Source organism: Pseudomonas sp. TZ252 (assembly GCF_056110345.1).
In genome coordinates, this window is the sequence record NZ_CM148566.1 from 3760970 (window position 1) to 3773692 (window position 12723).

The following is a 12723-nucleotide window of genomic DNA, read 5'->3' on the forward strand; positions in this document are numbered from 1 at the left end:
GCACGGCCTCTGCGGGCCGGCCCGGCCGGCCCCCACACCTTCCCGTCTCCAGAGGCTGTTCCGACAATGCTGATCCTGCGCGGCGCTCCCGCCCTTTCCGCTTTCCGCCACGGCAAACTGCTTGAGCAACTGACCCAGCACGTACCTGCCGTTACCGGGCTGTACGCTGAGTTCGCGCATTTCGCCGACGTCACCGGCGCGCTCACCGCCGACGAGGAGCAGGTGCTGGCGCGGCTGCTGAAATACGGCCCGAGCGTGCCGGTGCAGGAGCCCAGCGGACGGCTGTTCCTGGTGGTGCCGCGCTTCGGCACCATCTCGCCGTGGTCGAGCAAGGCCTCCGACATCGCCCGCAACTGCGGCCTGGCGAAGATCGACCGGCTGGAGCGCGGCATTGCCTACTATGTGCAGGGCGAACTGTCCGAGAGCGACGCCCAGCAGGTCGCCGCCCGCCTGCATGACCGCATGACCCAACTGGTGCTGGACCGCCTGGAAGGCGCCGCCGAGCTGTTCAGCCATGCGCAGCCCCGCCCGCTCACCGCCGTCGACGTGCTTGGCGGCGGTCGCGCCGCGCTGGAGAAGGCCAACGTCGAGTTGGGCCTGGCCCTGGCCGAGGACGAGATCGACTACCTGCTGAAGAGCTTCGGCGAACTGGGGCGCAACCCGCACGACGTCGAGCTGATGATGTTCGCCCAGGCCAACTCCGAGCATTGCCGGCACAAGATCTTCAATGCCAGTTGGGACATCGACGGGCAGGCCCAGGACAAGAGCCTGTTCGGCATGATCAAGAACACCTACGAGATGAACCGCGAAGGCGTGCTGTCCGCATACAAGGACAACGCCGCGGTCATCGTCGGCCATGTCGCCGGGCGTTTCTTCCCCGATCCGCAGACCCGCGAATACGCCGCCAGCCGCGAGCCGGTGCAGATCCTGATGAAGGTGGAGACCCACAACCACCCGACCGCCATCGCGCCGTTCCCCGGTGCCTCCACCGGTTCCGGCGGCGAGATCCGCGACGAGGGCGCCACCGGCCGCGGCGCCAAGCCGAAGGCCGGCCTGACCGGCTTCACCGTGTCCAACCTGCAGATCCCCGGTTTCGAACAGCCCTGGGAAGTGCCCTACGGCAAGCCCGAGCGCATCGTCACCGCGCTGGACATCATGATCGAGGGCCCGCTGGGCGGCGCCGCGTTCAACAACGAGTTCGGCCGTCCGGCGCTGACCGGCTACTTCCGTACCTTCGAGCAGAAGATCGCTACCCCTCACGGCGAGGAAGTGCGCGGCTACCACAAGCCGATCATGCTCGCCGGCGGCATGGGCAACATTCGCGACGAACACGTGCAGAAGGGCGAGATCAGCGTCGGCGCCAAGCTCATCGTCCTTGGCGGCCCGGCCATGCTGATCGGCCTGGGCGGCGGCGCCGCCTCTTCGATGGCCACCGGCGCCAGCTCCGCCGACCTCGACTTCGCCTCGGTGCAGCGCGACAACCCGGAAATGGAGCGACGTTGCCAGGAAGTGATCGACCGCTGCTGGCAGCTCGGCGAGCGCAACCCGATCAGCTTCATCCATGACGTCGGTGCCGGCGGCCTGTCCAACGCCCTGCCGGAACTGATCAACGACGGCGGCCGCGGCGGTCGCTTCGAGCTGCGCGCGGTGCCCAACGACGAGCCGGGCATGAGCCCGCTGGAAATCTGGTGCAACGAGTCGCAGGAGCGCTACGTGCTGTCGGTGGACGCCGCCGACTTCGAGACCTTCAAGGCCATCTGCGAGCGCGAGCGCTGCCCGTTCGCGGTGGTCGGCGAGGCCATCGAGCAGCGCCAACTGACCGTCGCCGACAGCCATTTCGACAACAAGCCGGTGGACATGCCGCTGGAAGTCCTGCTCGGCAAGGCGCCGCGCATGCACCGCGCGGTTACCCGCGAGGCCGAGCTGGGCGACGATTTCGACGCCGCCGGGCTGGAGCTGCAGGAAAGCGTCGAGCGCGTCCTGCGCCATCCCGCCGTGGCCAGCAAGAGCTTCCTGATCACCATCGGCGACCGCACCATCACCGGGCTGGTGGCCCGCGACCAGATGGTCGGGCCCTGGCAGGTGCCGGTGGCCGACTGCGCCGTCACCGCCACCAGCTTCGACGTCTACACCGGCGAGGCCATGGCGATGGGCGAACGTACCCCGCTGGCGCTGCTGGACGCCCCGGCTTCCGGACGCATGGCCATCGGCGAGACGGTCACCAACCTGGCTGCCGCGCGTATCGGCAAGCTGTCCGACATCAAGCTTTCCGCCAACTGGATGGCCGCCGCCGGCCACCCCGGCGAGGACGCGCGCCTGTATGACACGGTCAAGGCCGTGGGCATGGAACTGTGCCCGGAACTGGGCATCACCATCCCGGTGGGCAAGGACTCGATGTCCATGAAGACCCGCTGGCAGGACAATGGCGAGGACAAGAGCGTCACTTCTCCGGTCTCGCTGATCGTCACCGGCTTCGCCCCGGTCGCCGACGTGCGCCAGAGCCTGACCCCGCAACTGCGCCTGGACAAGGGCGAGACCGACCTGATCCTGATCGATCTCGGCCGCGGCAAGAACCGTCTCGGCGGCTCGATCCTGGCCCAGGTCCACGGCAAGCTCGGCCGCGCCGTGCCGGACGTCGACGACGCCGAGGACCTGAAAGCCTTCTTCGCGGTGATCCAGGGACTCAATGCCGACGGCCATATCCTCGCCTACCACGACCGTTCCGACGGCGGCCTGATCACCAGCGTGCTGGAGATGGCCTTCGCCGGTCACTGCGGCGTCGAGCTGAACCTCGATGCCCTGGCCGATAGCCGCGAAGAGCTGGCGGCCGTGTTGTTCAGCGAGGAACTGGGCGCGGTGATCCAGGTTCGCGAGGGCGCCACTCCGGAAGTCCTCGCGCAGTTCAGCGCCGCCGGTCTCGACGACTGCGTGGCGGTGATCGGCCAGCCGGTCAACGGCTACGAGATCAACCTGAACTACAACGGCGAGACCGTCTACAGCGCCCAGCGCCGCATCCTGCAACGCATCTGGAGCGAGACCAGCTACCAGATCCAGCGTCTGCGCGACAACGCCGACTGCGCCGAGCAGGAGTTCGACGCGCTGCTGGACGAAGACAACCCCGGGCTGTCGATCAAGCTCAGCTACGACGTCAACGACGACATCGCCGCGCCCTACATCAAGAAGGGCGTGCGGCCGAAAGTGGCGATCCTCCGCGAGCAGGGCGTCAACGGCCAGGTGGAGATGGCCGCGGCGTTCGACCGCGCCGGCTTCGCCGCGATCGACGTGCACATGAGCGACATCCTCGCCGGGCGGGTCGACCTGGACGCCTTCAAGGGCCTGGTGGCCTGCGGTGGCTTCTCCTACGGCGACGTGCTCGGCGCCGGCGAGGGCTGGGCCAAGTCGATCCTCTTCAACGCCCGCGCCCGCGACGGCTTCCAGGCGTTCTTCGCGCGCAAGGACAGCTTCGCCCTCGGCGTCTGCAACGGCTGCCAGATGATGTCCAACCTGCACGAGCTGATTCCCGGCACCGAGTTCTGGCCGCACTTCGTACGCAACCGTTCCGAGCAGTTCGAGGCGCGGGTGGCGATGGTCCAGGTGCAGGAGTCGTCGTCGATCTTCCTGCAGGGCATGGCCGGTTCGCGCCTGCCGATCGCCATCGCCCATGGCGAAGGCCATGCGGAGTTCGAGTCGGAGGAAGCGTTGCTCGAGGCCGACCTTTCCGGCTGCGTGTCGCTGCGTTTCGTCGACAACCACGGCAAGGTCACCGAAGCCTACCCGGCCAACCCCAACGGGTCGCCGCGCGGCATCACCGGGCTGAGCAGCCGCGACGGCCGGGTCACCATCATGATGCCGCACCCCGAGCGGGTGTTCCGCGCCGTGCAGAATTCCTGGCGTCCGGACGACTGGCAGGAAGACGGCGGCTGGCTGCGCATGTTCCGCAACGCCCGGGTCTGGGTGGACTGATCCGGCATGGCGGGCGATGCGGACTCCAACTCGTCGCCCGACCTTCTTCCCGAGGTTCGCCGGGTCTCTCCCGGCGACACCTTGCGGCTCTGTACCTGCGGGGCTTCGGCTTCGCTTCCCGATTGTCCCGCCGACTGCCGCAACGGCCTGACGCTCCACGCGACCCGCGAGCGCCTGTTGCTGTTGTGCCGCTGCGGGCGCTCCGCCGACCTGCCGTATTGCGACGGCAGCCATGCGCCTTCCGCCTCCGGGCTGAAGGCCAGGTGGCGGCGTTTCCGCGGCTGAGCGTAAATCTGTGAACGCCCGCACGAAGGTGTTGTGACGAGCGAACAAATGTTGCGCTTATCTGTCGTAAAGGCAGCGTCAAATATTCATCATGTCAAGGCAAAGTGCCATTATTTGGCGTCGGCAGTCGCACAACCACCGACCGCCTCGTGCAGCATTCGATTCGTGCGGAGAAAACGATGTACAAGCTGTGTTTCTATGTGCCTGAGAGCCATCTGGATGTCGTCAAGCAAGCGGTGTTCGCCGCGGGTGGCGGGCGCATCGGGGCGTACGACAGTTGCTGCTGGCAGTCCCTTGGCCAGGGCCAGTTCCGGCCCCTGGACGGTAGCCAACCCTACCTGGGCCAGGTCGGCCAGGTCGAGCACGTGGCGGAGTGGAAAGTGGAGCTGGTGGTGGCCGACGAGCTCATCCACGCCAGCGTCAAGGCGCTGAAGGCGGCGCATCCCTATGAGACCCCGGCCTACGAAGTCTGGCGACTGACCGACATGGTCTTCTGAGTTTTCCTCGGACAAGCAAGAAGGGCGGCCAGTTGCCGCCCTTTTCGTTATCCGCCTCACGGGGAGAGCCCGACCCGGGGCTGTGGCGTGGCGCGAACAACCGCTTCGCGATTATCGAACCCGAACGGGGGAGCTGTGGCGTAGGGCAATGAAATGGACTCCTCCCTCCTACGGCGTCAAGCGCCAGACTAATGGTGCAGCCACAAGTCCCGGAGGGGGAGTCAGCATGAACCTTAGTCGCATTGGTCTGGATCTGGCAAAACAAGTATTCCAGGTGCACGGCGTTGATCGTCACGAGCATGTGGTATGTCGTCGCCAACTCAAGCGGGCACAGGTGCGGGATTTCTTTCGCCAACTGCCGCCGTGCCTGGTGGCGATGGAGGCCTGCGGCAGTGCGCACTACTGGGCGCGCGAGTTGCGGGAGCTGGGCCACACGGTACGCCTGATCGCACCGCAGTTCGTCAAACCCTACGTCAAGGGTGACAAGCACGATGCACACGACGCCGAGGCGATCTGCGAAGCCGCCAGTCGTCCGAGCATGCGCTATGTCCCGGTGAAGAGCGCAGAGCAGCAGGCCGTGCAGTCGGTGCATCGGGTGCGCAGTCGTCTAGTGCGGGCCCGCACGGCGTTGTGCAATGAGGTGCGTGGCTTGCTGGGTGAGTTCGGGCTGATCGCGACGCGACGTGGGCGAGCGGCGACGATGGCCTTGCTCGAAACGGTCACGGCTACCGAACCGGCGCCCTTGCCGGCCCCGATGGGCGAGCTGTTGCGTGAATTGAAAGATGAATTGCAGACGCTGGAGGCGCGCATCGCTCGACTGGAGCGACAGATTCAGGCTCACGTACGTGGCGATGCCCGCATCCAGCGCCTGCTGGCGGTGGATGGCATCGGCCCGATCAGCGCCAGCGCCGTGGCGGCATCCGCCGGTGATGCACGGCAATTCCGCACGGGCCGCCAGTTTGCGGCCTGGCTGGGCCTGGTGCCACGGCAGCACTCCACGGGCGGGCAGCAGCGCTTGGGCAACATCAGCAAGCGCGGCGATACCTACTTGCGGACCTTGCTCATCCATGGCGCCCGTGCAGTCGTGCGCTGTTGCGCCAACAAGACCGATGCCCGCAGCCGCTGGCTGCAAGGTCTGCTGCAACGGCGTCCTGCCAATGTCGTCGCCGTTGCCCTGGCCAACAAGAATGCCCGGATCCTTTGGGCCTTACTCAGCCGGGAGACATGCTACCGGCCCGGTTGAGCGTTCCTGCCACACCGTAGTTGAAACATCCACCACGATTGCTCAGTGAATGACAATGATGACGAACCGGTCGAACCGGCCTGCATGAAACCTGGTTTATACGTGGGCTCCCTGCTGCAGTGAAGCAAAGCCGTTAGGGCGATCAGGTATGTAGGCGCGCATTTCATCAGGGCTCGGGAGTTGCAACACCACTCCATGAAGCCGGATATACGGATGCAGTCGTACACAGGTTTGAAATCAAGACAAACACTGGCAAACCGGGAGGAGTCCATATACGAATAACCGCTTGGCGGTTATCCGCCGATTGGCCGAGGTCCAGCCCTCCTGCCGTCAGCGCCGCAGTAGCGGTTGCAGGGCCTGGCTCAGGGCCGCGGCGCGGGGGCCCACCAGGATATGGCAGATGCCGCCGGCGAGGGAGCTTACGCCCTGTCCGCCGAGACGACGCAGTTGCTCGGTGGCCAGCTTGCGTTCGTCCGCCACGCTGACCCGCAGGCGGGTCAGTGCGACGTCCCGTACCTCGCGCAGGTTGCCGGCGCCGCCGAGGGCGCCGAGCCAGGCCTGGGCTTCGGCGGCGTCGACGGTGGCCTGCATCGACACCACCTCTTCGGCTGCGTTCGGACTGCCCAGCGGCGGTACGGCTTCGCCCGGTTGCGTATCGAAGGGCAGGGCGCGGCGGATCTCGTCGGCGATGCTGTCGGCCTGTGGGCCGACCACCACCTGCAGGCTGCCGGCCTTGCCCGGACGTACCACGGCCATCGCACCGAGGGCCTTGAGCTGGGCGTCCGAGGCCTTGTCGCGGTCGACCAGGCGCAGACGCAGGCGCGTGGTGCAGGCGTCCACCACTTCGAGGTTGGCTGCGCCACCCAGGGCGCGGATGAATGCCGGGGCGCGCTCGGCTTCGGCGTTGTCGCCCGATTCGCTGCTCGCGTCGTCTTCGCGGCCCGGGGTCTTCAGGTTGAAGCGGCGGATGCAGAAGTCGAACACCAGGTAATAGATGCCGGCATAGAGCAGGCCCAGCGGCCAGAGCATCCAGCCGTGGGTGGAACGGCCCCAGCCCAGGGCGAGGTCGATGGCGCCACCGGAGAAGGTGAAGCCGAGGCGGATGTCGAGCAGGTCGGTGAGGGCCATGGACAGGCCGGTGAGCAGCGCATGCAGCAGGTAGAGCAGCGGCGCGAGGAACATGAAGGCGAACTCCACCGGCTCGGTGACGCCGGTGAGGAAGGCGGTCAAGGCCATCGACAGGAGCAGCCCGCCGATCAGCTTGCGCCGCTCCGGACGGGCGTTGCGGTACATCGCCAGGCAGGCGGCGGGCAGGCCGAACATCATCACCGGGAACATCCCGGCCATGAACTGGCCGCCCTTCGGGTCGCCGGCGAAATAGCGCGCCAGGTCACCGGTGACGACGCGCCCGGTTTCCGGGTCGGTGAAGCTGCCGAAGACGAACCACACCAGGTTGTTGAGGATGTGGTGCAACCCGGTGACGATCAGCAGGCGGTTCAGCACGCCGAAGGCGAAGGCGCCGAAGCTGCCGCTTTCCAGCATGAGTTGGCCGAGGCCGTTGATGCCCTGTTGCAGCGGTGGCCAGATCACCCCGAACAGCAGGCCCAGGCAGACCGCGCTGATCCCGGTGGCGATCGGCACGAAGCGGCGGCCGCCGAAGAACGCCAGGTATTCCGGCAGCTTCACGTCCTTGAAGCGGTTATACAGGGCGCCCGCCACCAGGCCGCTGATGATGCCGGAGAGCACGCCCATGTCGATGCCCGGATCGATCACCTTGAGCACCGAGATCATCACCAGGTAGCCGATGGCGCCGGCGAGGCCGGCGGTGCCATTGTTGTCGCGAGCGAAACCGACGGCGATGCCGATGGCGAAGATCAGCGCCAGGTTGGCGAAGATCGCCTTGCCGGCGTCGTGGACCAGCGGAATGTCGAGCAGGTCGACGTCGCCCAGGCGCAGCAGCAGGCCGGCGATCGGCAGGATCGCGATCGGCAGCATCAGGGCGCGGCCCAGGCGTTGCAGGCTTTCGATCAGGAACGGGGGCATGGCGGTGGTCTCCGATTGTTCTTGTCAGGCCAGCGGCCAGTGTTGCAGGCAGGCGTCGCGCACCGCCCGGGCGCTGCCCAGGTCCAGTAGCGCCTGGGCGTGGCGGCGGCATTCAGCGGCGTCGAGCTGGCGCACCCGGGTCTTGATCTCGCCGACCAGGTTCGGCCCGACGGACAATTCCTCGACCCCGAGGCCGACCAGTACCGGTGTCGCCAGCGGGTCCGAGGCCAGCGCACCGCAGACGCCGACCCAGCGGCCGTGGCGGGCTGCTCCGGCGCAGGTCTGGGCGATCAGCCGCAGCAGCGCCGGGTGCAGGGCGTCGATGCGGTCGGCCAGGCCGGCGTGGCAACGGTCCATGGCCAGGGCGTACTGCGACAGGTCGTTGGTGCCGATGGAGAGGAAGTCGGCGTGTTCGGCCAGTTGATCGGCGAGCAGGGCGGCGGAGGGCACTTCGATCATCACCCCGAGTTCGGGCAGGCGCTCGATCCCCAACTGCGTGGCCAGCTCGCCGAGGCGGCGACGGATGGCGCGCAGTTCGTCGACCTCGCTGACCATCGGCAGCAGTATCCGGCAGCGTTCCAGTGGTTCGACCCTCAGCAGCGCGCGCAACTGCTGGTCGAGCAGCTCCGGGCGCGCCTGGCCGAGGCGGATGCCGCGCAGGCCCAGTGCTGGGTTTTCTTCCACCGGCAGCGGCAGGTAGTCGAGGTGCTTGTCGCCGCCGACATCGATGGTGCGGATGATCACCTTGCGCTGGCCCATGGCGTCCAGGACCTCCTGGTAGGCGTTGCGCTGCTCCTCTTCGTCGGGCGCGGCGCGGCGCTCGAGGAAGAGAAACTCGGTGCGTAGCAGGCCGACCCCGTCGGCGCCGTTGGCGAAGGCTTCGGCGGCCTCGCGCGGCGAGGCGACGTTGGCGCCGATCTCGATGCGCCGGCCGTCGCGGGTGAGCGCCTCGCGCTGCGCATCGGCCTGCTGGCGGCGGTGTTGTTCCTCGCGCTGCGCCACTTGCAAGGCGACCTGCTCCAGGCGTCGAGCGTCGGGGCTGAGTTCCAGCCGGCCCTGGCCGGCGTCCAGTACTACCTGCCGGCCTTCCTCCAGCTCCAGCAGCCCGGCGCCGAGCGCCACCAGGCACGGCAGGCCCTTGCTACGGGCGAGGATGGCCACGTGGGAGGTGGCGCCGCCTTCGGCCATGCACAGGCCAGCCGCGCCGGCATCCACCAGCGGAGCGAGGTCGGAGGGGGTGATCTCCCGGGCGGCGACGATGGCCCCAGCAGGCACCCGCAACGGTGCGGTGTCGCCGAGCAGCACCCGCAGCACGCGTTTTTCCAGGTCGCGCAGGTCGTTGGCGCGCTCGGCCAGCAGCAGGTTGCCCAGCGCCTGGAGAATCTCGCACTGGGCCTGAATCGCCCGGTGCCAGGCGTGGGCGGCGCCGACGCCCTGGTCGATCAGCATGTCGGCGGCGTCCAGCAGACCCGGGTCTTCCAGCAGCGCGAGATGCGCGGAAAAGATCGCCGCTTCGTTCTCGTCGCCGCCGAGCCTGGCCTGCTGCAGGCTCCCCTGTACGTCGTCGCGCACCCGTTGCAGGGCCTGGTCCAGGGCGAGGTGCTGTTCCTCGGGACGATGCCGGCCGTCATCCGCCGGCAGGCTGATGGCGCCGAGCCGCGCCAGGGGACCGCTGGCCAGGCCGGGCGAAGCGCAGACGCCGGCCAGGATACCGGCGACAGCCGCAGGTCGCGCCGGCTCGCCCGGGGCGATAGCGCGCGGGGCATCCTTCGGAGCCCCCGCGGTGGCGCTGGCGAGGGCCGCGAGCAGGGCGCCGAGGGCCGCCTCGCTGTCTTCGCCGCGACAGATCACCTCTACCTCGTCCTGTTCGGCGACCCCCAGGCCCATGATGCCGACCAGGCTGTCGACGCTGGCCACCTGCCCGGCGAAGTGCAGTTCGGCCTGGCTGGAAAAGCCCTGCGCGGTCTTCCGTAGCAGCGCTGCCGGGCGTGCGTGCAGACCGCCATGATGGGCGACCCGCGCCCGCCCGCGGACCTGGCGCTGCGCGGAGCCTTCGCCAGGCGCGGGATTGGCCGGACGTTGCTCGGCCTTCTCCGGACTCAGTTGCAGGAGCGGCGCGCCGACCTCCACCGGGTTGGTGGTCAGCGGGCGTACCTGGAAGCCGTCGCCGTTGGTCAGGATCATCACCGTGATCAGACTGCGGCTACCGCGGGCGACGCGGTCCAGGTCGAAGCGCAGCAGCGGCTGGCCCTCGATCACCCGCGCACCTTCCTCGACCAGCGCCTCGAAGCCTTCGCCTTGCAGCTGTACGGTGTCGAGGCCGACGTGCAGCAGCAGCTCGGCACCGTTGTCGGCGCGCAGGCTGAGCGCGTGGCGGGTTCGCGCCAAGTGGCTGACCAGCCCGGCGCAGGGCGCGTGCAGGCAGTCGTTGAGCGGGTCGATGGCGATGCCTTCGCCCAGGGTGCCGCTGGAAAACACCGGGTCGGGTACTCGGTTGAGCGGCATCACGGGGCCGCTCAGGGGCGCTTTGAGGGCGAGATTCTTGTTGTTCATGGGCGCGCGCTCAGGCTCAGTGGGTTCGGGTGACTTTGCTCAGGTGCCGTGGCTGGTCCGGGTCCATGCCGCGGGCTTCGGCCAGGCCGGCGGCCATGACGTAGAAACTCTGGATCGCCAGGATCGGATCGAGCGCCGGATGCGCGGCGCGCTGCAGCGGCAGGTCGCGTTCGGCGATGTCGTCCGGGGCGGCGAGCAATACCTGCGCACCGCGCTGGCGCATATCCTCGGCGAGCGCCAGCAGGCCTTCCTGCTCCGGGCCGCGGGGAGCGAACACCAGCAGCGGATAGCGCTCCTCGACCAGCGCCATCGGTCCATGGCGGACCTCGGCGCTGCTGAAGGCCTCGGCCTGGATCGCCGAGGTTTCCTTGAATTTCAGCGCGGCCTCCTGGGCGATGGCGTAGCCGGCGCCGCGACCGATCACCATCAGCCGCTGGCAGTCGCGCAGGGCCTCGATGGCCGGCGACCAGTCGAGCCTGGCGGCCTGCTCCAGCCCGGCCGCCAGGCCCTGGCCTGCGGCCAGCAGGGCATTGTCGCGCTGCCAGTGGGCGAGCAGGCGAGCGCTGGCGCTGAGCGTGGCGATGAAGCTCTTGGTCGCTGCGACGCTGCGCTCGCTGCCGGCGCAGAGCGGCACGACGAATTCGCTGGCGGCTTCCAGCGGCGAATCCTCGGCATTCACCAGGGCGATGCCCAGGGCGCCGCGTTCGCGCAGGATGCGCAGGCTGTCCACGAGATCGGGGCTCTGCCCGGACTGCGAGAAAGCGAAGACGGCCTGCCCGGCGACACGCAGTGGCGAGCGGTTCAGGGTCACTACCGACATGGGCAGCGAGGCCACCGGCAAGCCGGCGTGCTGCATGGCCAGGTAGGCGAAGTAGCTGGCGGCATGGTCGGAGCTGCCGCGCGCGACAGTCAGTGCCAGGTTCGGATCGACCTCCCGCAGACGCTGGCCAAGCGCCGGCAGGCAAGCGTCGAGCACGGCCAGTTGACGGCTCGCCACCGTGGCGGCGGAGAGCGCTTCCTCGAGCATCAGCGAAGTCATTCGAGTTCTCCTTCCACCATCACGGCGTCGAGTTCCAGGGAGCGATCCAGGCGCACCACATCGGCCCAGGCTGCGGGCGCCAGGCGGCCGCGCTCGGTGAGGCCGAGGTAATCGGCGGGGAATTGCGAAAGGCGTTGCGAGGCTTCGGCCAGGGGCAGGCCGATCTTCACCAGGTTGCGCAGCGCCTGGTCCATGGTCAGGGTGCTGCCGGCCAGAGTGCCGTCGGGCAGGCGCACGCCGCCCAGGCACTTGGTCACCGTGTGGCTGCCGAGCTTGTACTGGCCGTCGGGCATGCCGGCGGCGGCGGTGGAGTCGGTCACGCAGTACAGGCACGGGATCGAACGCAGGGCCACCCTGATGGCGCCGGGATGGACATGCAGCAGGTCGGGGATCAGCTCGGCGTAGCGTGCGTGGGCCAGGGCCGCGCCGACGATACCCGGTTCGCGGTGGTGCAGGCCGGTCATCGCGTTGTAGAGGTGGGTGAAGCTGCTGGCGCCGGCTTCCAGTGCGGCCACGCCATCCTCGTAGCTGCCCAGGGTATGGCCGATCTGCAGGCGCACGCCGCGCTCGGCGAGGGCGCGGATCAGCGGCCGGTGTCCGGCGATCTCGGGGGCGATGGTGATCACCCGGATCGGCGCGCGGCGCAGGTAGTCCTCGACTTCCTCGAGCACCGCGGCATGGGCGAAGTTGGGCTGCGCGCCGAGCTTGCCGGAGTTGATGTAGGGGCCTTCCAGGTGCACGCCGAGTATCCGTGAACCGCCCTCCAGCGAGCGGCGGCAGTAAGCGCCGAGCTGGCTGAGGATGTCGGCGATCTCCTCGCGCGGTGCGGTCATGGTGGTGGCCAGCAGCGAGGTCGTGCCGAAGCGCCGGTGGGTGCGGGCGATGGTGGCGAAGGCGTCGCCGCCTTCCATGATGTCGCGGCCGCCGCCGCCGTGCACATGCAGGTCGATGAAGCCTGGCAGCAGGTACGGATCGGCGTTGCCGGCCGGATCGCAGGGCTCGCCTTCGATCCGCTGGATACGCCCGTCCTGGATGTGCAGGCGGCCGAGGACCCAGCCTTGCGGGGTGAGAATGTTGCCTTCGAGCATGGCGGCTCCGTG

General features: G+C 68.4%; 8 protein-coding genes. 4 read left to right on the top strand and 4 right to left on the bottom strand.

Annotated features, from left to right (window positions below; translation table 11 throughout):
• Positions 1 to 66 precede the first annotated feature (66 nt).
• From purL to ACYAF3_RS17455, 4 genes are all read left to right on the top strand, one after another.
• Positions 67 to 3963 (top strand): phosphoribosylformylglycinamidine synthase, encoded by a 3897-nt coding sequence (purL, locus tag ACYAF3_RS17440; RefSeq protein WP_003104809.1) that lies wholly within the window; start codon positions 67 to 69, stop codon positions 3961 to 3963.
• 6 nt (positions 3964 to 3969) lie between these two features.
• On the top strand, positions 3970 to 4248 hold the full coding sequence (locus ACYAF3_RS17445; protein ID WP_003113822.1) for a CDGSH iron-sulfur domain-containing protein: 279 nt from the start codon (positions 3970 to 3972) through the stop codon (positions 4246 to 4248).
• Positions 4249 to 4427: 179 nt separating this feature from the next.
• The gene (locus tag ACYAF3_RS17450; RefSeq protein WP_003092679.1) at positions 4428 to 4745 is read left to right on the top strand and encodes a YqfO family protein; all 318 of its coding nucleotides are present in this window, start codon (positions 4428 to 4430) and stop codon (positions 4743 to 4745) included.
• 226 nt (positions 4746 to 4971) lie between these two features.
• Positions 4972 to 5988, top strand: a complete 1017-nt coding sequence (locus ACYAF3_RS17455; protein ID WP_128570011.1) for an IS110-like element ISPa11 family transposase — start codon at positions 4972 to 4974, stop codon at positions 5986 to 5988.
• A gap of 330 nt (positions 5989 to 6318) precedes the next feature.
• Here ACYAF3_RS17455 and nagE read toward each other — a convergent pair whose 3' ends face one another.
• Genes nagE through nagA form a run of 4 tightly spaced genes read right to left on the bottom strand, consistent with a single transcriptional unit; the run spans position 6319 to position 12711 of the window.
• Positions 6319 to 8031 (bottom strand): N-acetylglucosamine-specific PTS transporter subunit IIBC, encoded by a 1713-nt coding sequence (gene nagE / locus ACYAF3_RS17460; protein ID WP_003117449.1) that lies wholly within the window; start codon positions 8029 to 8031, stop codon positions 6319 to 6321.
• A 24-nt stretch (positions 8032 to 8055) separates the two neighbouring features.
• Positions 8056 to 10584 carry a phosphoenolpyruvate--protein phosphotransferase gene (gene ptsP / locus ACYAF3_RS17465; protein WP_031688710.1) on the bottom strand — a complete coding sequence of 843 codons (2529 nt, stop codon included), beginning with the start codon at positions 10582 to 10584 and terminating at the stop codon, positions 8056 to 8058.
• Positions 10585 to 10600: 16 nt separating this feature from the next.
• Positions 10601 to 11623, bottom strand: a complete 1023-nt coding sequence (locus ACYAF3_RS17470) for an SIS domain-containing protein (RefSeq protein ID WP_023085501.1) — start codon at positions 11621 to 11623, stop codon at positions 10601 to 10603.
• Positions 11620 to 12711 carry an N-acetylglucosamine-6-phosphate deacetylase gene (gene nagA / locus ACYAF3_RS17475; RefSeq protein ID WP_030048687.1) on the bottom strand — a complete coding sequence of 364 codons (1092 nt, stop codon included), beginning with the start codon at positions 12709 to 12711 and terminating at the stop codon, positions 11620 to 11622. Before nagA ends, ACYAF3_RS17470 begins: the two co-directional genes overlap by 4 nt.
• Positions 12712 to 12723 lie beyond the last annotated feature (12 nt).

Coding starts and splice junctions, on each gene's coding strand:
- nagE (WP_003117449.1), bottom strand. CDS start 8,031: ATGCCCCCGTTCCTGATCGAAAGCCTGCAACGCCTGGGCCGCGCCCTG.
- ACYAF3_RS17450 (WP_003092679.1), top strand. CDS start 4,428: ATGTACAAGCTGTGTTTCTATGTGCCTGAGAGCCATCTGGATGTCGTC.
- nagA (WP_030048687.1), bottom strand. CDS start 12,711: ATGCTCGAAGGCAACATTCTCACCCCGCAAGGCTGGGTCCTCGGCCGC.
- ptsP (WP_031688710.1), bottom strand. CDS start 10,584: ATGAACAACAAGAATCTCGCCCTCAAAGCGCCCCTGAGCGGCCCCGTG.
- purL (WP_003104809.1), top strand. CDS start 67: ATGCTGATCCTGCGCGGCGCTCCCGCCCTTTCCGCTTTCCGCCACGGC.
- ACYAF3_RS17445 (WP_003113822.1), top strand. CDS start 3,970: ATGGCGGGCGATGCGGACTCCAACTCGTCGCCCGACCTTCTTCCCGAG.
- ACYAF3_RS17455 (WP_128570011.1), top strand. CDS start 4,972: ATGAACCTTAGTCGCATTGGTCTGGATCTGGCAAAACAAGTATTCCAG.
- ACYAF3_RS17470 (WP_023085501.1), bottom strand. CDS start 11,623: ATGACTTCGCTGATGCTCGAGGAAGCGCTCTCCGCCGCCACGGTGGCG.